This window comes from Variovorax boronicumulans (assembly GCF_009811375.1).
GTDB classification, from domain to species: domain Bacteria; phylum Pseudomonadota; class Gammaproteobacteria; order Burkholderiales; family Burkholderiaceae_C; genus Variovorax; species Variovorax boronicumulans.
Map to the genome: position 1 here is coordinate 3,455,716 of NZ_BKDH01000001.1, position 16,179 is coordinate 3,471,894.

Below are 16,179 nucleotides of genomic sequence, written 5' to 3' on the forward strand. Positions count from 1 at the left end.
GACGAACGCTGGGCGGCCTAGCTGCCCAGCGCGTTGATGTCCGCCGGATCGAGCAGCACCTTGCGTGCACCCCGGCGCGCCACTGCAAGCATCGCGCGGCCCACCTTCTCGGTGGTGGTCACGCGGTCGGGCCACCAGCGGTGGGCCAGCCCGAGCACGGGCTTGAGCACCACGATCGCGGCGTCGTACAGCGGCGTCTTCGAACGCACGCCGTGCAGCGGCTGGATCATGCCGGGCCGGAACATGTAGGACGCGCGAAACGGCAGGCGCATCAACGCGTTCTCGGTCGCGCCCTTCACGCGCGCCCACATGCGTTCGCCGCGCTCGCTGCTGTCGGTGCCGGCGCCCGTCACGTAGGTGAAGGTCATGCCCGGGTTGAGCCGCGCCAGCACGGTGGCGGCTGCGATCGTCAGGTCGTAGGTGATGCGCTTGTACTCGGGCTCCTTCATACCGACGGACGACACGCCCAGGCAGAAGAAGCAGGCGTCGAAGCCCGTCAGCTGCGACTCGATGGCGCGGTAGTCGAACATGTCTTTGTGCACCAGGTCCTGCAGCTTGGGATGCTGCTGCCCGGTGGCGCTGCGTCCCACGGCCACCACGCGTTCCACGTCGGGTGCCAGCAGGCACTCGCGCAGCACGCCCTGCCCCACCATGCCGGTGGCGCCAAAGATCAGGATGTTCATGGGAAGGAAGCTCCGAAGACGTCAGACCGCGAAGGCCGCGGGCTTTTTCTCGAGCACGGCCAGCAGCAGGTCGACGTCGAGGCTGGAAGGCTGCGGCGGCTGCAGCGCGCCGAGCAGCCGCGACAGCGTTTCGATGTGCGGCAGCAGCGGACCGAGAAAGCGCGTGCCGTCGGCACCCGCCACCAGCAGGGTCGGGAAGGTCTCGACGTCGAAGGCGTCGGCGATCTCGGCGTGGTCCTCGATGTCGACCCAGGCGAAGCGGAACTGCGGGTGCGCCTTTGCCAGCTCGACCAGCAGCGGCCGGTAGTCGCGGCAGGTGCCGCACCATTCGGCGCACAGGCACACGACCCACAGCGCGTTGGCATCGGCGGAAGAATCGACGGGGACGACGGGAACAGCGCTCAAGGTGGATACGGCGAAGGTGGGATGGCGAACCCGGGTGGTGCGTCCGCGGGGTCGTGGCTATTATCAACAAAGCCCCTGCGGGGCGCAGGAGACCCACGATGAACACCTCCACCCCTGCCGCACCGGACGCGCCGGCCCCGGTCGATCCGCGCCGCTTCACCAGCTTTGCCGAGTTCTATCCCTTCTATCTGACCGAGCACGCCAACGTCACCTGCCGGCGTCTGCATTTCGCGGGCTCGACGATCTCGCTGCTGTGCCTCGTGGCCCTGGTGGTCACGCTCAATCCGTGGTGGCTGCTGGCCGGGCTGGTGGCGGGCTACGGCTTCGCCTGGGTCGGGCACTTCGGCTTCGAGAAGAACAAGCCGGCCTCGTTCAAGCGCCCGCTGTATTCCTTCATGGGCGACTGGACGATGTACCGCGACATCTGGGCCGGCCGCGTCAAGATCTGACGACCCGAACGCCAGAGCGCTACTAGATCAATAGCACGTCGCCCAGCCGCAGCGTGCGCAGCGGGCCCTTCTGCCACAGGTCTTCCAGCGGCTCGGCGCGCGGCATCAGCAGCTCGCGCAGCAGCGGCTCGATGGGTGTCGACGGGTCGGCCAGCAGCACGTAGCGCGGGTCCTGGTTGGCGGGCTCCTCGGCCAGCGGCGCGATCCAGTCGAGCCGCACCAGCGTCTCGAGCACCGGCGCCAGTTGCAGCCCGTCGACCCGCATGCGCGTCAGCAGTTCGCTCGCGCCCATGCCCTTGGCCGGCGTGGCCTGTGCGCGCGCCAGGTGCTGCAGCACTTCCATCGCGAGCTGCATCGGCCAGCCCGCCGCGCCGCCCCGGCGCGCCACGCCGGTCAGCAGGCTCGGCAGGTAGGCCGCGATGACGGCGCCCAGCAGCACGATTACCCAGGCCACGTAGATCCACACCAGCAGGATCGGGAAGGTGGCGAAGGCGCCGTACAGCACCGAATAGGTCGGCACCAGGCTCAGGTAGTAGCCCAGCACACGCTTGGCGATCTCGATGGCGGCCGCCACGAAGATTCCACCGGCCCAGGCGTGCGACCAGCGCACCGTGGTGTTCGGCACGTAGTGGTACAGCCCGGCCATGCCGGCGGCGAGCAGCAGGAATTCCAGGGTGTCGAAGGCCAGCTTGACGATGCCTCCACCCACCACGTCGCGCGAAGCGGCGAACACGTACGAGGTGGTCGACAGGCTCACCGCAAGGATCAGCGGCCCCAGCGTGATGGTGGCCCAGTAGATCAGCACCCGCTGCGCCAAAGGCCGCGGCGTGCGCACGCGCCAGATGTTGTTCAGCGTCTTGTCGATGGTGAGGATCAGTGCGATGGCGGTGATCAGCAGCACCACCAGGCCCGCGATACCGAGCCCGCTGGCCTTGCTCGCGAACTGGTTCAGGTAGCCCAGCACCTGGCGCGCGATGTTGTCGGGAATCAGGCTCTCGATCAGCCAGCGCTGCAGGCGGCCCTGCATGGTGGCGAACATCGGGAACACGGTGAACAGCGCGAGCGCCACCGTGAAGAACGGCACCATGGCGATGGTGGTGGTGAAGGTCAGGCTGCTGGCCGTGAGGCCGAGGCGGTCTTCGCGGAAACGCTCGCCCAATACCGCTGCGGTGTTGCGCCAAGGAAAGCGCGAAAGATCCCTCCAAAGCTGCCTGCGATTCATGGCCGGTATCATGCCATCCGCTCTTTCCCTAGACGCGCCACACCCAGTGCGCCTCCCCCTCTCTCTTTCGCCGCCACCGTGTCCGACACCCCACTCCCGCCCTCTTCCGTCCGTGCCACCCGATGGGCCGCCGTGGGCAGCCTCGTCGGCCTGATCGTGCTGGGCCTGGCCTGGGAGCTGTGGCTGGCGCCGCTGCGCCCGGGCGGCTCGCTGCTCGCGCTGAAGGTGCTGCCGCTGGTCATTCCGCTCGCGGGGCTCTACAAGAACCGCATGTACACCTACCGCTGGGTCAGCCTGATGATCTGGCTCTACTTCACCGAGGGCGTGGTGCGCGCCTGGAGCGACACCAACGGCGTGGGGCAAGTCCTCGCGCTCGTCGAGGTGCTGCTGTGCCTCGTGCTCTTCGCGGCCTGCGCGTGGCATGTGCGCCTTCGCCTGCGCCACGCCAAGGCCGCCGCTGCTGCTGCCCATCCCCTGGAGGCTTCCGCCCAATGACCACCTCTTCTTCCCTCATCGACCAACTGCGCGCCATCGTCGGCGCCACGCACGTGCTGACCGAGGGCGACCTCGCGGCCTACGAGCAGGACTGGCGCAAGCGCGCGCGCGGCAAGTCGCTGGCCGTGGTGCGCCCGGCCAATGCGCAGCAGGTGGCCGACGTGGTCAAGGCCTGCGCCGCGGCCGGCACGGCCGTCATTCCGCAGGGCGGCAACACCGGCCTGGCGGTCGGCTCCATTCCCGACGACAGCGGCACGCAGGTGGTGCTGAGCCTGCAGCGCCTGAACGCCATCCGCAACATCGACGCCGCCAACCTCACGATGACCGTCGAGGCCGGCTGCATCCTGCAGACGCTGCAAGAAACCGCCGAGAAGGCCGGCTACCTGTTCCCGCTGAGCCTGGCGGCCGAGGGCAGCTGCACCATCGGCGGCAACCTCGCGACCAACGCGGGCGGCACGCAGGTCGTGCGCTACGGCAACACGCGCGACCTGTGCCTGGGCCTGGAAGTGGTCACGCCGCAAGGCGAGATCTGGGAAGGCACGAGCGGCCTGCGCAAGGACAACACGGGCTACGACCTGCGCGACCTGATCGTCGGCAGCGAAGGCACGCTGGGCGTCATCACCGCCGCCACCATGAAGCTGTACCCGCTGCCCGCCGCGCAGCTCACGGCCTGGGCGGCCGTGCCTTCACTCGACCACGCGGTCACGCTGCTGGGCCTGGCTCACAAGCACCTGGGCTCGGGCCTCACGGGCTTCGAGGTGATGGGCAAGTTCGCGCTGAGCCTGGTCGACAAGCACATGCCGCAGCTGCGCGTGCCCTTCATCCACGACGAGACGGTGCCCTACTGCGTGCTGCTCGAGAACTCCGACAGCGAGTCCGAGGACCACGCCCGCGCGCGCTTCGAGGCGCTGCTCGAAACCGCCTTCGAAGACGGCTGCGTGAGCGACGCGGTGGTGGCCGAGAACCTCACGCAGGCGCACCAGCTCTGGCACATCCGCGAGAGCATTCCGCTCGCGCAGGCCGAAGAGGGGCTGAACATCAAGCACGACATCTCGATCCCCGTGTCGCGCATTCCCGCCTTCGTGGAAGCCACCGACGCTCTGCTGAAACGCGAGATCGCCGGCGTGCGGCTGGTGAACTTCGGCCACCTGGGCGACGGCAACCTGCACTACAACGTGCAGGCGCCCGAGAACATCGACACCAAGGCGTTTTTGAAGAACGAGGAAGAGCGCATCAACACGCTGGTCTACGACGCGGTCGAGCAGTTCGGCGGCTCGTTCTCGGCCGAGCATGGCGTGGGCTCGCTCAAGGTCGACAAGCTCGAGAAGCACAAGTCGCCGGTGGCGCTGGAGATGATGCGGGCGATCAAGCGCGGGCTCGATCCGAAGAACATCCTGAACCCGGGGCGCGTGATCCGCGTCTAGCCCGGAAAGTCTTCGCCCCGCAGCTCGATCGGCTGGCCGTGCGGCGTGCGCTCCGCCGCATGGTCCCAGGCGTGGCGGTAGCGGGCCAGCTCGTCGCCGGAACTCGCACCCTTGCGGGCCACGAGGTTTTCGAGCGCGGCGAGCCAGTGGCGATAGTAGGTGTCGCCCGTGTCCGGGTCGCCCGCGGCCTGCGCGGCGCTGATCTGCGTGGCCAGCGCCTCGGCCCACTCGACCCAGCTGAACAGCCCGCGCTCGTGCAACGCCAGCGTCATCGCGAAGGCCTGCGCCTCCCACGGTTCCCTGAACACCGGCCCGTCGGCGTCGCGCGGCATGCCCGGAGCGAGTGCGAGCGGCGGCATGTCGTTCGCCTTCATGCCGCGGGCTCCAGGTAGCTTTCCCACGCATCGACCGATACCGCGAGGTTCTGGCGCGGCGCGGCGTCGCCCCACAGCTCGGCTTCGGCGAAGACCACGGTGTAGAGCCATTGCGGCTGCTCGCCCAGGCCCTGCGCATTCGCATCGGCGAACACGTGCGCGCCGTGGATGTGCTCGATCGTGCCGCGCTTGCCCTGCACGTAGCCCGGCAGGCGCGTGTGGTGGTCGACGCGCCCGAGGTGCATGCGCACGGCCTGGCCGACCGCAAAGCGCGCGGGCGCCGATGCGGGGCGCTCGGTGCCCGAGCCCTTGGCGAGCACGGCGGGCACGTTCGCGGCCTGCAGCACGCGGGCCACCGGCGCGGCCGGATGGTGCATCTGCCCGGACGCGATCTCGTCCGCGAAGACCTGGCCGCGTTGCAGCATCAGCTGCTCCAGCGCGCCGAGCCAGATCTGGTAATAGCTCAGGTCGCGGTAATCGGGCAGCGTCTCGCGCGCGGCGCGGCTGGTGTCGATGTTCCAGGAGCCGGTGGCGCCCATGGCCAGCGTGAGGGCCAGCGCGCGCGGCTCCCAGGCGCCGTGGAACAGCTCGCCTTCGGGCTCGGGCGTGACGGGGCCGAAGCCGGGTTGTCCGCCGAGGTCGGCATGCGTCGTGTAGGTCATGTCGTGCTCCTTGCCGACGGCGCCTCGACCACGCGCGTGCCGATCATCGAATCGCGCGAGACCAGCGCGGCGAGTTCGTCTTCGCTCCAGCCCTCGGTGCCGGCCGGGCGCTGCGGGATCACGAGGTAACGCACCTCGGCGGTCGAGTCCCAGACGCGGATGCGCGTGGTCTCGGGCAAGGTGGTGCCGAAGTCGGCCAGCACGCCGCGCGGGTCTTTCACGGCGCGCGAGCGGTAGGGCGCGCTCTTGTACCAGGTGGGCGGCAGGCCGAGCACGGGCCAGGGGTAGCAGCTGCACAGGGTGCAGACGACCATGTGGTGCTGCTCGTCGGTGTTGGCCACCGCGACCATGTGTTCGCCCTGGCGGCCGGTGTAGCCCAGCGAGGCGATGGCCGCCGTGGCGTCGGCCATCAGCCAGTCATGGAATGTCCGGTCGACCCAGGCCCGCGCCACCACCCGTGCGCCGTTGCGCGGGCCGATGCGGGTCTGGTAGGTGTCGATCAGCGCATCGAGCGCGGCGGGGTCGATGTAGCCTTTTTGCGTGAGCACGCTTTCGAGGGCGCGCACGCGCAGGTCCATCTCGCCGAGTTCGCTGCTGTGGTCGTGGGAATGGTCGTGGGAGTGGTCATGGCCGGTCATCGGCCGATGCTAGCGCCGCCCCGTAAAATTCCCAACATGACCCTCCCTGCCCGCCCCGTCCGCTCCCAGTACGAAGATTTCATGCGCCACGTCGACACGCACGGCGTGTTCAAGAGCGACCGCACGGGCACGGGCACCAAGAGCGTGTTCGGCCACCAGATGCGCTTCGACCTGAACGAGGGCTTTCCGCTGGTGACCACGAAGAAGGTGCACCTCAAGTCCATCATCCAGGAACTGCTGTGGTTCCTGACCGGCTCGAGCAACAACAACTGGCTCAAGGAGCGCGGCGTCACCATCTGGGACGAATGGGCGCGCGAAGACGGCGACCTGGGCCCGGTGTACGGCGTGCAGTGGCGCAGCTGGCCCACGCCCGACGGCGGCCACATCGACCAGATTTCCGACGTCATCAAGACGCTGAAGAGCAACCCCGACTCGCGCCGCATCATCGTGAGCGCCTGGAACGTGGCCGAGCTGTCGAAGATGGCGCTCATGCCCTGCCATGCCTTCTTCCAGTTCTACGTGGCGCCGCCGCAGGCCGAAGGCGAGCGCGGCAAGCTCAGCTGCCAGCTCTACCAGCGCAGCGCCGACATCTTCCTGGGCGTGCCCTTCAACATCGCCAGCTACGCGCTGCTCACGCACATGGTGGCGCAGCAGTGCGACCTCGACGTGGGCGACTTCATCTGGACCGGCGGCGACTGCCACATCTACAGCAACCACGCCGAGCAGGTGAAGCTGCAGCTCAGCCGCACGCCCTTCCCCTATCCCACGCTGAACATCAAGCGCAAGCCCGACTCGATCTTCGACTACCAGTATGAAGACTTCGAGGTGCTCGACTACAGGCACGGCGATCCGATCAAGGCGCCGGTGGCGGTGTGAGCGCCATGAGTGCCACCACGCCCCGCATCAACCTGATCTTCGCGCGCGCCGCCAATGGCGTGATCGGCGTGAACAACACCATCCCCTGGCACCTGCCCGAGGACATGGCGCACTTCAAGCAGCAGACCGCGGGCGCGCCCGTGGTGATGGGCCGCAAGACCTGGGACTCGCTGCCCCCGCGCTTTCGTCCGCTGCCGGGCCGCCGGAACATCGTGGTCACGCGGCAGGCCGACTGGCAAGCCGAAGGCGCGCAAGCGGTCGGCAGCCTGCCCGATGCGCTGTCGCTGTGCACGCCGGCGGACTCGCCCGAAGTCTGGGTGATCGGTGGCGCACAGATCTACGCCGAAGCCGAACCACTGGCCCAACGCGCCGTGGTCACCGAGATCGCACGCGACTACGAAGGCGACGCGCACGCCCCCGTGCTCGACGCCGCCATATGGCGCGAGACGCAGCGCGAGTCGCACGTCTCGGCCAAGGACGGTCTGCCCTTCAGCTTCGTGACCTACGAACGCATCGCGGCATGACGGCACCGCACCGCACGCCCGGTCTCCCTCCGCGGCTGTCGCGGCGCACCGTGCTGGCCGGTGCCGCCCTGCTCGCCGGCCTCGCGCCGCTGCAGGCCCTGCAGGCCGCCGGGCCGCTGGAATCGGACGAAGAGGCGCTGTTCATGCCCGGCACCGCGCGCCCCACGGCCGACGGCCGGCTCGAGGTCGACGTGCATGCCTGGGTGTTCGAGCGCGAGCACCGCTGGGGCCTGGACGCCGCGCTCGCGCGCTACCTCGGCATGAACCTGAAGAAGCTCACGCCGGCTGCGCGGCTGCGCTTCAGCCAGCGCACCGCGCTGTTCCATGCCGAGTCGGAAGAAGACAAGGTGATCGACGTCGTCTTCGACGGCTCGGCCACGCGCCTCACGATGCCGCCCACGGGCGCCGACGGCCGCAGCAACCTGCGCGCGGTCGTCGAGGCCTCGCACATCCCGGCGTCGCAGGAGTGGCTGTCGTTCCACGGCGTGACCGGCCCGGGCGAGCTGCTGCCGCGCTTTCGCGGCCGTGCGCAGATCGTGCCGGCGCAGGGCGTGTCGGTCATCTCGGACATCGACGACACCATCAAGCGCACGCAGGTGCGCGACCGTCGCGAGATGCTGCTGAACACCTTCGCGCGCCGCTTCGAGGCCGCGCCGGGCATGGCGGCGCACTACCGCGCGCTGGCGCAGGCGCCCGGCACGCGCTTTCACTACCTCTCGGGCAGCCCGATCCAGCTGTACCCCGCGCTCACCGATTTCATTCGCGACGCCGACTTTCCCGCCGGCAGCATGCACCTGCGCGAAAGCACGACGTGGCGCACGCTGATCCCCAGCGCCGAAGACTCGCGCGCGCACAAACTCGGCGTGATCGAGCGGTTGCTGGCCGAATTTCCGCAACGCCGCTTCCTGCTCGTGGGCGATTCGGGCGAGGCCGACCCCGAGATCTACGCGCAGGTGTTCCGTGCGCATCCGCAGCGCATCGACGGCATCGTGATCCGCGACGTGACCGACGAGAACCGGCTGTCCGATCGCTACCGCGCCACCTTCGAAGGCATCGCGCCCGTGGTCTGGCACCTGCTGCGGCCCGACACCACCGCCTGGCCGATTCAACCGGCCAATCGATAGCGGCGGCTCACGCCGTGCGCGCTCCCAACCAGCGTCGGTAGCGCTTCGTCAGCCGCTTCGTGCGCAGCTGGTCGAGCACCAGGGTCAGGAACGGCGAGTGCGCGGGCGCGCTGTTGCGGCCCGGACGCAGCGTGCGCAGCCGGCGCTTCACCAGCGCCATGCGCGCCAGCGCGGCCATGACCTGGTCCTTCCAGTCGACCTGCGGGCTCTGCGCCGCCGCGTCTTCGCCCGCGCGCCAGCGTGCGGGCAGGTCGGGCGCCACGGCCAATGCGGTGGCCATGCCCACCACCGCGACGCCCTCCCCCAGCACCCGTTCGGCGACGGCGCGGCGCACGATGCCGCCCGTGGTCATGACCGGCATGCGCGCCTCGGCGGCCAGCTCCCGGGCGAACTCCAGGAAGTAGGCCTCGCGCGCCAGCGTGCGGCCGTCGGCGGTGCGGCCCTGCATCGCCGGGCTCTCGTAGCTGCCGCCCGACAGTTCGACCAGGTCCACGGCCTCGTCGTTGAGCCAGCGGATGACCTGCTTCGCATCGTTCTCCGAGAAGCCGCCGCGCTGGAAGTCGGCGGAGTTGAGCTTCACGGCCACGGCGAAGCCGCTCGCCACGCGGGCCCGCACGGCACGCACCACGTCGAGCAGAAAGCGCGCGCGGTTCTCCAGGCTGCCGCCCCAGGCATCGGTGCGCTGGTTGGTCAGCGGCGACAAGAACTGCGAGAGCAGGTAGCCGTGCGCCGCATGCACCTGCACGCCGGTGAAGCCCGCGCGCTCGGCGGCCTGCGCCGTGGCGGCGAAGCGGTCGACGGTCTCGGCGATCTCCGCCTCGCTCATGGCCTTGGGTTGCACGAAAAGCTTGCTGTGCTTGCCCAGGTCGAGCGCCACCGACGACGGCGCCCAGGCCGTGCCGCCCATGTTGCTCTGCACCTGGCGGCCCGGATGGTTGATCTGCATCCACACCTGCGCGCCGCCGCTGCGCGCGGCCGCGGCCCATTCGCTGAAGCGCTCGAGCGGCGTGTCGACTTCGAGCACGACGCCGCCCGGGCCGGTGAGCGCGCGGCCGTCGATCATCACGTTGCCCGTGAGGATCAGGCCCGCCCCGCCCTGCGCCCAGACACGGTAGAGGTCGTGCAGTGCCGCGCCCGGCAACTGCCCGGCGTCGGCCATGTTTTCCTCCATGGCGGCCTTGGCCAGGCGGTTGGGCAGGACGCTCCCGTTGGGCAGGGTCAGCGGCAGGAAAAGCGGCGAGGAGTTCACGATGAGGACCGGGTGGTGGAGTGGAAAAACCCGATGCTAAGATTCAAGCCAACTTGAAGGTCAAGCGATATGAAAATCGGTGAACTGGCAGACAAGACCGGCATGGCGCCCTCGGCCATCCGCTTCTACGAGCAAAGCGGCCTGCTGCCCGCGCCCGAGCGCGGCGCCAATGGGTACCGCGTCTACACCGAGGCCGCGCTCAAGCGGCTGCAGCTGATCCAGATCGCGCAGAACCTCGGCTTCTCGCTGGACAGCCTGCGCAGCGCCTTCGCAGGCTGCGAGGTCTTTTCGGGGGACGACCTGCTCGAACGTCTCGACGGCCGCGTGCGCGAAATCGACCAGCTCATGGCCGGCCTGCGCGCGCAGCGGCGCGACCTGACCGACCTGCGCACCACCTTGCGCCAGACCTGGGCCGCCGGCGAATGCATGGACCCCGCCACGCTGGCCGAAAGCATGGCTACGACCAGAAACAAAGTGGCACGTCCCTCGCGCCCGCAGAAAGAACTGGAAACTTCGGTACACGCCTCGAAAGGCATGCGCGGCGCAGGGTTTAGACAGCGCTAATTGTTTGTGCGCACAATGTCCGGACCGCCCTCCCCTCAACACAAGGAGACGACCCATGTCCATGGAATTTCTTCGGACCCTCGCCGAGCAGAAATTGCCATACGTCCTCCACACGCCCGCAGACATCGACAGGCTGCGCGTGCTGCGTGCCGCCGATCTCGTGACTGCCTTCATTCCGCCGTCGGAGCACGCGCCCGACGAGCGCGCGATCCGTCAGCTGGCCCAGGTGGAATCGATCACCGCGAAGGGCCGCCTGGCCCTGAACAAGGCGACCTCTTCGTTCATCGAACTCTGAGGCGCCACGTTCGCTCGGGCAACGCTCAGACCACGCCCTGCGCCAGCATCGCATCGGCCACGCGCACGAAGCCGGCGATGTTCGCGCCATCCACGTAGCTCACGCTGCCGTCGGCGCGCGAACCGTAGTGCAGGCACGACTCGTGGATGCCCTGCATGATCTGCAGCAGGCGCGCATCGACCTCGTCGCGCGTCCATGACAGCCGGGCCGCGTTCTGGCTCATCTCCAGGCCCGACGTGGCCACGCCGCCCGCGTTGCTGGCCTTGCCCGGTGCGTACAGCACGCCGTGGCCTTCGAGCACCTTCACGGCCTCCATGGTCGAGGGCATGTTGGCGCCTTCGGCCACGCACACCACGCCGTTCTTCACCAGCGTGCGCGCGTCTTCCTCGTTGAGCTCGTTCTGCGTGGCGCTGGGCAGCGCCACGTCGACCGGCACGTGCCACGGCGTGGCGCCGGCCACGAAGCGGGTACCGGTGCGTTCGGCGTAGTCGCTCACGCGGCCGTAGAGGTGGTTCTTCACGTCCATCAGCACGGCCAGCTTCTCGGGCGTGAAGCCTTCCTCGTCGACCACGGTGCCGCTCGAGTCGGACACCGTGACCACCTTGGCGCCCAGCGCCATGGCCTTCTCGATGGTGTACTGCGCCACGTTGCCCGCGCCCGAGACGCTCACGCGCAGGCCGTCGAAGCTGCGGCCCTTGCGCTTGAGCATTTCCTGCGCGAAGTAGACGTTGCCGTAGCCGGTGGCTTCAGGGCGGATGAGCGAGCCGCCGAAGCTCAGGCCCTTGCCGGTGAACACGCAGTCGGCGCGGTTGGTGAGCTTCTTGACCATGCCGGCCATGAAGCCGACCTCGCGCCCGCCCACGCCCACGTCGCCCGCCGGCACGTCGGTGTCGGAGCCCACGTGGCGGAACAGCTCGGTCACGAGGGCCTGGCAGAAGCGCATCACCTCGCCCTGGCTCTTGCCCTTGGGGTCGAAGTCGGCGCCGCCCTTGCCGCCGCCCATGGGCAGCGTGGTCAGCGCGTTCTTGAAGGTCTGCTCGAAGGCCAGGAACTTGAGGATCGACAGGTTCACCGAGGGGTGGAAGCGCATGCCGCCCTTGTAGGGGCCGATGGCCAGGCTGTGCTGGATGCGGAAACCGCGGTTGACCTGCACCTCGCCGTGGTCGTCCACCCAGGACACGCGGAACATGATCACGCGCTCGGGCTCGACCAGCCGCTCCAGCAGGCTGTGGCTCGTGTACTTGGGGTGCTTCTCGATGTAGGGCCACAGGCTCTCCATCACTTCGGTCACGGCCTGCAGGTACTCGGGCTGTCCGGGGTTGCGTTGTGCGACGTGTGCGAGGAACCCCCCGACGGATGCGTGCTTCATTCCAATCAATCCTCTGTTTTCCAAAACGGTGCATAACCTTATGCGAATCCTGCATTTTGCCGGATCGGAGAACCAGATTGAGGCGCAAAGCCCTAACAAGGTGCGTTGTTTGGGGCGCGCAGCGTGGTGAGGCCCCAACTTGGAACATCGCCGGGGGCGCACCACGGCGCCCGCAAAAGCGGTCAGAATCCCGCCCCGCGTGCCCTCCCGCACGGCCCGCTTCGGAATTCAAAGATGCAGATCAGCTACCGCCTCCAGTTCTCGCAGGCGCATGTGCTCACCGGCTTCCTGCGCAACCTGCAGCAGGTCTGGTGGGTCCGGTTCAAGTGGCCGTTGGCGCTCCTGTTCGCCATGGCCCTGGCCCTGTGCGCCTACGAAGGGTTTCCCGTCCTGGCGGCCGTATTCGCGGTCGGCATCGCGCTGCTGCTGAGCGCGCCAGCCATCGCCCGGCTGGCCCTCCATCGCTTCAGGCAGAGCCCCTTCTACAACGACGAGATCGACTTCTCGCTGTCGGAGAGCGGCTCCCACGCACGGGGCCGCCACAGCGAGGTGCGCCACGGCTGGGAGGCCTACACCAAGGCCCGCCGCTTCAAGGACGGCCTGCTGCTGTGCCACGGCCTGGACGCCTTCCACTGGCTGCCCGATGCGGCCGCGGCCGATCCGGCGGCCATTGCAGCGGCGCAGCAGCTCGCACGCGCGCGCATCCGGGACTACCGCGAGCTCTGACCGGGAACCGGGGACGATGAAGGCAAGGCGCCCCGGATCAAGGGCGCGCCCGCCTGCTACTTGCGCGCCTTCTCGATCTCCGCCATCAGTTCCTTGACGGTGGCCTCGCCGACCGAGGCCGTGTACTTGTCGATCACCGGCTTCACCTTGGCGCGCAGCTTCGCCATTTCTTCGGGCGGCAGTTCGGAGACCGTCATGCCGGCCTTCTTGAGCGCGTCGAGCGCGCTGTCGGCGGCGCCGCGCGAGGCCTGGCGCTGGAACACGGTCGCCTCGGCGGCGGCCTCGTTGACGATCTTCTTTTCGTCGGCACTCATGCCGTCCCAGGTCTTGCGGCTGATCAGCAGCGCCTGCGGGTTGTAGATGTGGCGGGTCTGGGTGATGTACTTCTGCACTTCCGCGAACTTGGACGACAGGATGGTCGTGTTCGGGTTCTCCTGGCCGTCGACCGCCTTCTGGTCGAGCGCGGGGTACAGCTCAGGGAACGGCAGCGGCGTGGCGTTGGCGCCCAGCGCGCTGAACATGTCGATGTAGATCGGCGACTGGATCACGCGGATCTTCAGGCCCGCGATGTCGTCGGCCTTGACGATCGGACGCTTGCTGTTCGTCAGGTTGCGAAAGCCCAGGTCCCAGTAGCCCAGGCCGTGCAGCGCCTTGTCCTCCAGCTTGGCCATCAGCTTCTGGCCGAAGGGGCCGTCGGTGACGACGTCGGCTTCCTTGCCGCTGTTGAAGAGGAACGGGAAGTCGTAGGCCGCGAACTCCTTCACCTGCGCCGACAGGATGCCGGCGTTGAGCACGGTCATCTCCACCGTGCCGCCCTGCAGTGCCGACACGGTCTGCAGGTCGCCGCCGAGCGTGCCGCCCGGGAACAGCTTCACGGTGATCTTGCCGCCCGACTTCGCGGCCACGAGGTCGGCGAACTTCTGCGCGCCCTGCGCCTGCGGATGGCCGGCCTGGTTCTGGAACGCGAACTTGATGGTGCGCTCCTTGAGCTGCGCGAACGCACCAGGGGCCGCGAACGCGAGGGCCGCCGCCACAGCGGCCATCAACAGAGTGCGCTTCGAATGCTTCGTCTTCATGGTGATGTCTCCTTCTCTTTTTGGGGGTGGTGAAACCGGCAGGGCCTACGCCCTCTTCTTGAACAACGCCGAGGCCCCGCTGGCGCGCGCCACCTCTTCGGCGGCCTGGCACAGCGCCGGCCCCAGCGCTTCCATGCGCTGCGGCGTGAGCCGCACCGACGGGCCCGCGATGGTGACGACCCCGATCGCCGTGCCGTCGGCGCCGAACACGGGCGCGGCCATGGCGGTCATCGCGGGGGCGAACACCTCGTTGATCATGCTGAAGCCGCGCTGGCGCGCCGCCTTCACGAAAGCCATCACGGCCTTGAGCGACGTGGGGGCCTTGGGGCCGTAGTCCTCGGGCTTGCCCAGTCCCTTCTTGGCGACGAGCGCCATCGCGTCGTCCTCGCCCATGGTCGACAACCACGCGTGCCCGGCGGCGCTGCACGAGAGCGCCACCGACAGGCCCATGTCGGGGTCGTAGCGCAGGCCATGCGTGGCGCCTTGGGCCTTGGCGACGAAGGTCAGGTCTTCGCCGTCGACCACCGCCAGGCGCACGAGCTCGCCCGAGGTCGAAGCCAGCTGGTCGAGCAGCGGCTGCGCGATGTCGACGATGCCCGAGCGGCTGAGGAACGACAGGCTGATCGAGACCAGCTTGATGGTCAGCACGTAGTGGCCGTCGCGTGCCTCCTGCCGCACGTAGCCGCAGCGGATGAGCTCCGCGAGCAATCGGTGCGATGCACTCAATGGAATCTGCAATTCGCTGGCCAACGCCGACAGCGCGCACCCCTCGGGATGCTCCGCCAGATGTTCCAGCACCTTGAAGCTGCGTTCCAGTATTCCGCTCATTTCGTCCTCCAGATGTCGTCTCGTCAACGCGGGCGATGCGGCCCGCCACTCAGGGTCCGCCAGCGTAGCAGAACTCGGGGAAGGGATTTCCATTATGGAAATTCTTTCCAACAAAAATACGATCGCCTCCGTCCGGCATTTTTTCCTTCCCCCTTTCTTCCTTCCCGCCTGAGGACCCTTCGTGAAACTTCTTCGTATGCTTGCCGTGGCCGGTCTGTGCGCCGGCCTCACCGCCCCGTCGTGGGCGCAGCAGGAGCGCGTGATCCGCTTCGGCCACCTGAACAACGCCGACCATCCCGTGAGCTTCGGCGTCAAGCGCTTTGCCGAGCTGCTCTCGGCCAAGAGCGGCGGCAAGATGAAGGTCCAGGAGTTCCCCGCCTCCCAGTTGGGCAATGAGATGCAGCAGCAGTCGGCGCTGCAAGGTGGCGTGCAGCAGATGTCGGCGCCGGCCACCACGTCGCTGGCCGGCATCGTCAAGGAGTTCGGCCTCGTCGACTTTCCCTTCTCGGTGAACAACTTCGCGCAGGCCGATGCGCTGCTCGACGGGCCCCTGGGCCAGGCGCTCATCGCCAAGCTCCCCGAGAAGGGCCTCGTCGCCCTGGGCTACTGGGACCTGGGCTTTCGCAACGTCACCAACAGCAAGCGCCCGATCACCAAGCCTGAAGACTTGGAAGGTCTGAAGATCCGCGTGATCCCCAACCCCGTGTTCCTCGAAACCTTCAAGGCCTTCAAGGCCAACCCGGTGCCGATGCCTTTCGCCGAGCTGTACGGTGCGCTGGAAGCCAAGGCGGTCGACGGCCAGGAGAACCCGTACGCGGTGATCCTCTCGAACAAGTTCTACGAAGTGCAGAAGTTCGTGAGCGCGACGAACCATGTCTACGCCGCCAACATCGTGCTGGTGAGCAAGAAGTTCTGGGACTCGCTCACGCCCGCCGAGCAGAAGATGATGAACGACGCGGCCAACGAGGCGCGCGGCTACCAACGCCAGGTCAGCCGCGCCGCCGCGCAGAAGGCCGTGGGCGACCTGCAGGCCAAGGGCGCGCAGTTCAACGAACTCAGTGCGCCCGAGCAAAAGCGCATGCGCGACATCGCCAAGCCCGTCGTCGACAAGTTCGCCGCCCAGTACGACCCCGCCATCGTCAAGCTCTACAACGACGAGCTCGCACGCATCCGCAAGTAAGTCAGCAAGCCAGCCC

20 protein-coding genes are annotated in these 16,179 nt (G+C 68.2%); 10 read left to right on the forward strand and 10 right to left on the reverse strand.

Going from position 1 to position 16,179, the window contains the following annotated elements; all coding sequences use genetic code 11:
• Positions 1-17: 17 nt before the first annotated feature.
• Positions 18-683: an NAD-dependent epimerase/dehydratase family protein gene (locus tag VHAB30_RS15940; RefSeq protein WP_070059721.1), complete on the reverse strand. Its 666-nt coding sequence runs from the start codon at positions 681-683 to the stop codon at positions 18-20.
• 21 nt (positions 684-704) lie between these two features.
• Entirely contained in the window at positions 705-1,088 is a 384-nt protein-coding gene (locus VHAB30_RS15945; RefSeq protein WP_139705773.1) for a thioredoxin family protein, read from the reverse strand.
• Positions 1,089-1,186: 98 nt separating this feature from the next.
• Here VHAB30_RS15945 and VHAB30_RS15950 point away from each other — a divergent pair, with 98 nt between their 5' ends.
• Positions 1,187-1,537 (forward strand): Mpo1-like protein, encoded by a 351-nt coding sequence (locus VHAB30_RS15950; RefSeq protein WP_095744532.1) that lies wholly within the window; start codon positions 1,187-1,189, stop codon positions 1,535-1,537.
• Positions 1,538-1,559: 22 nt separating this feature from the next.
• Here VHAB30_RS15950 and VHAB30_RS15955 read toward each other — a convergent pair whose 3' ends face one another.
• Positions 1,560-2,771 carry a YihY family inner membrane protein gene (locus VHAB30_RS15955; RefSeq protein WP_159277647.1) on the reverse strand — a complete coding sequence of 404 codons (1,212 nt, stop codon included), beginning with the start codon at positions 2,769-2,771 and terminating at the stop codon, positions 1,560-1,562.
• A gap of 66 nt (positions 2,772-2,837) precedes the next feature.
• Here VHAB30_RS15955 and VHAB30_RS15960 point away from each other — a divergent pair, with 66 nt between their 5' ends.
• Together VHAB30_RS15960 and VHAB30_RS15965 are read left to right on the forward strand one after the other, a co-directional pair.
• Positions 2,838-3,254, forward strand: coding sequence for a DUF2069 domain-containing protein (locus tag VHAB30_RS15960; RefSeq protein WP_159277648.1), 417 nt, complete (start codon positions 2,838-2,840; stop codon positions 3,252-3,254).
• A complete protein-coding gene (locus VHAB30_RS15965; protein ID WP_159277649.1) occupies positions 3,251-4,678 on the forward strand; it encodes an FAD-binding oxidoreductase in 1,428 nt (475 codons plus the stop codon). Before VHAB30_RS15960 ends, VHAB30_RS15965 begins: the two co-directional genes overlap by 4 nt.
• Here the strand turns inward: VHAB30_RS15965 and VHAB30_RS15970 are convergent.
• The 3 genes from VHAB30_RS15970 to nthA are packed head-to-tail and all read right to left on the reverse strand — an operon-like array spanning position 4,675 to position 6,352.
• Positions 4,675-5,052, reverse strand: a complete 378-nt coding sequence (locus tag VHAB30_RS15970; protein ID WP_070059726.1) for a nitrile hydratase accessory protein — start codon at positions 5,050-5,052, stop codon at positions 4,675-4,677. The genes VHAB30_RS15965 and VHAB30_RS15970 overlap by 4 nt on opposite strands.
• Positions 5,049-5,714, reverse strand: coding sequence for a nitrile hydratase subunit beta (gene nthB / locus VHAB30_RS15975; RefSeq protein ID WP_159277650.1), 666 nt, complete (start codon positions 5,712-5,714; stop codon positions 5,049-5,051). The genes VHAB30_RS15970 and nthB overlap by 4 nt, the downstream gene beginning before the upstream one ends.
• A complete protein-coding gene (nthA, locus tag VHAB30_RS15980; protein ID WP_159277651.1) occupies positions 5,711-6,352 on the reverse strand; it encodes a nitrile hydratase subunit alpha in 642 nt (213 codons plus the stop codon). The genes nthB and nthA overlap by 4 nt, the downstream gene beginning before the upstream one ends.
• A gap of 36 nt (positions 6,353-6,388) precedes the next feature.
• Between nthA and VHAB30_RS15985 the strand changes: the two genes are divergently transcribed.
• The 3 genes from VHAB30_RS15985 to VHAB30_RS15995 are packed head-to-tail and all read left to right on the forward strand — an operon-like array spanning position 6,389 to position 8,876.
• The gene (locus VHAB30_RS15985; protein WP_159277652.1) at positions 6,389-7,228 is read left to right on the forward strand and encodes a thymidylate synthase; all 840 of its coding nucleotides are present in this window, start codon (positions 6,389-6,391) and stop codon (positions 7,226-7,228) included.
• 5 nt (positions 7,229-7,233) lie between these two features.
• Positions 7,234-7,752 (forward strand): dihydrofolate reductase, encoded by a 519-nt coding sequence (locus VHAB30_RS15990; RefSeq protein WP_159277653.1) that lies wholly within the window; start codon positions 7,234-7,236, stop codon positions 7,750-7,752.
• On the forward strand, positions 7,749-8,876 hold the full coding sequence (locus tag VHAB30_RS15995; RefSeq protein WP_159277654.1) for a phosphatidate phosphatase App1 family protein: 1,128 nt from the start codon (positions 7,749-7,751) through the stop codon (positions 8,874-8,876). The genes VHAB30_RS15990 and VHAB30_RS15995 overlap by 4 nt, the downstream gene beginning before the upstream one ends.
• Before the next feature lie 7 nt (positions 8,877-8,883).
• Here VHAB30_RS15995 and VHAB30_RS16000 read toward each other — a convergent pair whose 3' ends face one another.
• The gene (locus VHAB30_RS16000; protein ID WP_159277655.1) at positions 8,884-10,125 is read right to left on the reverse strand and encodes an NADH:flavin oxidoreductase/NADH oxidase family protein; all 1,242 of its coding nucleotides are present in this window, start codon (positions 10,123-10,125) and stop codon (positions 8,884-8,886) included.
• Between the two features lie 69 nt (positions 10,126-10,194).
• Between VHAB30_RS16000 and VHAB30_RS16005 the strand changes: the two genes are divergently transcribed.
• Together VHAB30_RS16005 and VHAB30_RS16010 are read left to right on the forward strand one after the other, a co-directional pair.
• A complete protein-coding gene (locus VHAB30_RS16005) occupies positions 10,195-10,689 on the forward strand; it encodes a MerR family transcriptional regulator (protein WP_095744521.1) in 495 nt (164 codons plus the stop codon).
• Between the two features lie 55 nt (positions 10,690-10,744).
• Complete coding sequence (locus tag VHAB30_RS16010; RefSeq protein ID WP_062476589.1) at positions 10,745-10,984, forward strand: hypothetical protein; 240 nt, start codon at positions 10,745-10,747, stop codon at positions 10,982-10,984.
• Between the two features lie 25 nt (positions 10,985-11,009).
• Here VHAB30_RS16010 and gdhA read toward each other — a convergent pair whose 3' ends face one another.
• Positions 11,010-12,353 (reverse strand): NADP-specific glutamate dehydrogenase, encoded by a 1,344-nt coding sequence (gdhA, locus tag VHAB30_RS16015; RefSeq protein WP_095744520.1) that lies wholly within the window; start codon positions 12,351-12,353, stop codon positions 11,010-11,012.
• A 234-nt stretch (positions 12,354-12,587) separates the two neighbouring features.
• Here gdhA and VHAB30_RS16020 point away from each other — a divergent pair, with 234 nt between their 5' ends.
• Complete coding sequence (locus tag VHAB30_RS16020; protein WP_159277656.1) at positions 12,588-13,079, forward strand: hypothetical protein; 492 nt, start codon at positions 12,588-12,590, stop codon at positions 13,077-13,079.
• Between the two features lie 56 nt (positions 13,080-13,135).
• Here the strand turns inward: VHAB30_RS16020 and VHAB30_RS16025 are convergent, their stop codons facing one another.
• Complete coding sequence (locus VHAB30_RS16025; protein ID WP_159277657.1) at positions 13,136-14,155, reverse strand: TRAP transporter substrate-binding protein; 1,020 nt, start codon at positions 14,153-14,155, stop codon at positions 13,136-13,138.
• A gap of 45 nt (positions 14,156-14,200) precedes the next feature.
• Complete coding sequence (locus VHAB30_RS16030) at positions 14,201-14,983, reverse strand: IclR family transcriptional regulator (protein WP_062476577.1); 783 nt, start codon at positions 14,981-14,983, stop codon at positions 14,201-14,203.
• 196 nt (positions 14,984-15,179) lie between these two features.
• Here VHAB30_RS16030 and VHAB30_RS16035 point away from each other — a divergent pair, with 196 nt between their 5' ends.
• Positions 15,180-16,163 (forward strand): TRAP transporter substrate-binding protein, encoded by a 984-nt coding sequence (locus tag VHAB30_RS16035; protein ID WP_159278364.1) that lies wholly within the window; start codon positions 15,180-15,182, stop codon positions 16,161-16,163.
• Positions 16,164-16,179: the final 16 nt, after the last annotated feature.

Bases quoted from the DNA above. Each gene is read 5' to 3' on its own strand.
- VHAB30_RS15940 (WP_070059721.1), bottom strand. From the start codon at position 683: ATGAACATCCTGATCTTTGGCGCCACCGGCATGGTGGGGCAGGGCGTG.
- VHAB30_RS15950 (WP_095744532.1), top strand. From the start codon at position 1,187: ATGAACACCTCCACCCCTGCCGCACCGGACGCGCCGGCCCCGGTCGAT.
- VHAB30_RS15955 (WP_159277647.1), bottom strand. From the start codon at position 2,771: ATGATACCGGCCATGAATCGCAGGCAGCTTTGGAGGGATCTTTCGCGC.
- VHAB30_RS15965 (WP_159277649.1), top strand. From the start codon at position 3,251: ATGACCACCTCTTCTTCCCTCATCGACCAACTGCGCGCCATCGTCGGC.
- VHAB30_RS15970 (WP_070059726.1), bottom strand. From the start codon at position 5,052: ATGAAGGCGAACGACATGCCGCCGCTCGCACTCGCTCCGGGCATGCCG.
- nthB (WP_159277650.1), bottom strand. From the start codon at position 5,714: ATGACCTACACGACGCATGCCGACCTCGGCGGACAACCCGGCTTCGGC.
- nthA (WP_159277651.1), bottom strand. From the start codon at position 6,352: ATGACCGGCCATGACCACTCCCACGACCATTCCCACGACCACAGCAGC.
- VHAB30_RS15985 (WP_159277652.1), top strand. From the start codon at position 6,389: ATGACCCTCCCTGCCCGCCCCGTCCGCTCCCAGTACGAAGATTTCATG.
- VHAB30_RS15990 (WP_159277653.1), top strand. From the start codon at position 7,234: ATGAGTGCCACCACGCCCCGCATCAACCTGATCTTCGCGCGCGCCGCC.
- VHAB30_RS15995 (WP_159277654.1), top strand. From the start codon at position 7,749: ATGACGGCACCGCACCGCACGCCCGGTCTCCCTCCGCGGCTGTCGCGG.
- VHAB30_RS16005 (WP_095744521.1), top strand. From the start codon at position 10,195: ATGAAAATCGGTGAACTGGCAGACAAGACCGGCATGGCGCCCTCGGCC.
- VHAB30_RS16010 (WP_062476589.1), top strand. From the start codon at position 10,745: ATGTCCATGGAATTTCTTCGGACCCTCGCCGAGCAGAAATTGCCATAC.
- gdhA (WP_095744520.1), bottom strand. From the start codon at position 12,353: ATGAAGCACGCATCCGTCGGGGGGTTCCTCGCACACGTCGCACAACGC.
- VHAB30_RS16020 (WP_159277656.1), top strand. From the start codon at position 12,588: ATGCAGATCAGCTACCGCCTCCAGTTCTCGCAGGCGCATGTGCTCACC.
- VHAB30_RS16025 (WP_159277657.1), bottom strand. From the start codon at position 14,155: ATGAAGACGAAGCATTCGAAGCGCACTCTGTTGATGGCCGCTGTGGCG.
- VHAB30_RS16030 (WP_062476577.1), bottom strand. From the start codon at position 14,983: ATGAGCGGAATACTGGAACGCAGCTTCAAGGTGCTGGAACATCTGGCG.
- VHAB30_RS16035 (WP_159278364.1), top strand. From the start codon at position 15,180: ATGCTTGCCGTGGCCGGTCTGTGCGCCGGCCTCACCGCCCCGTCGTGG.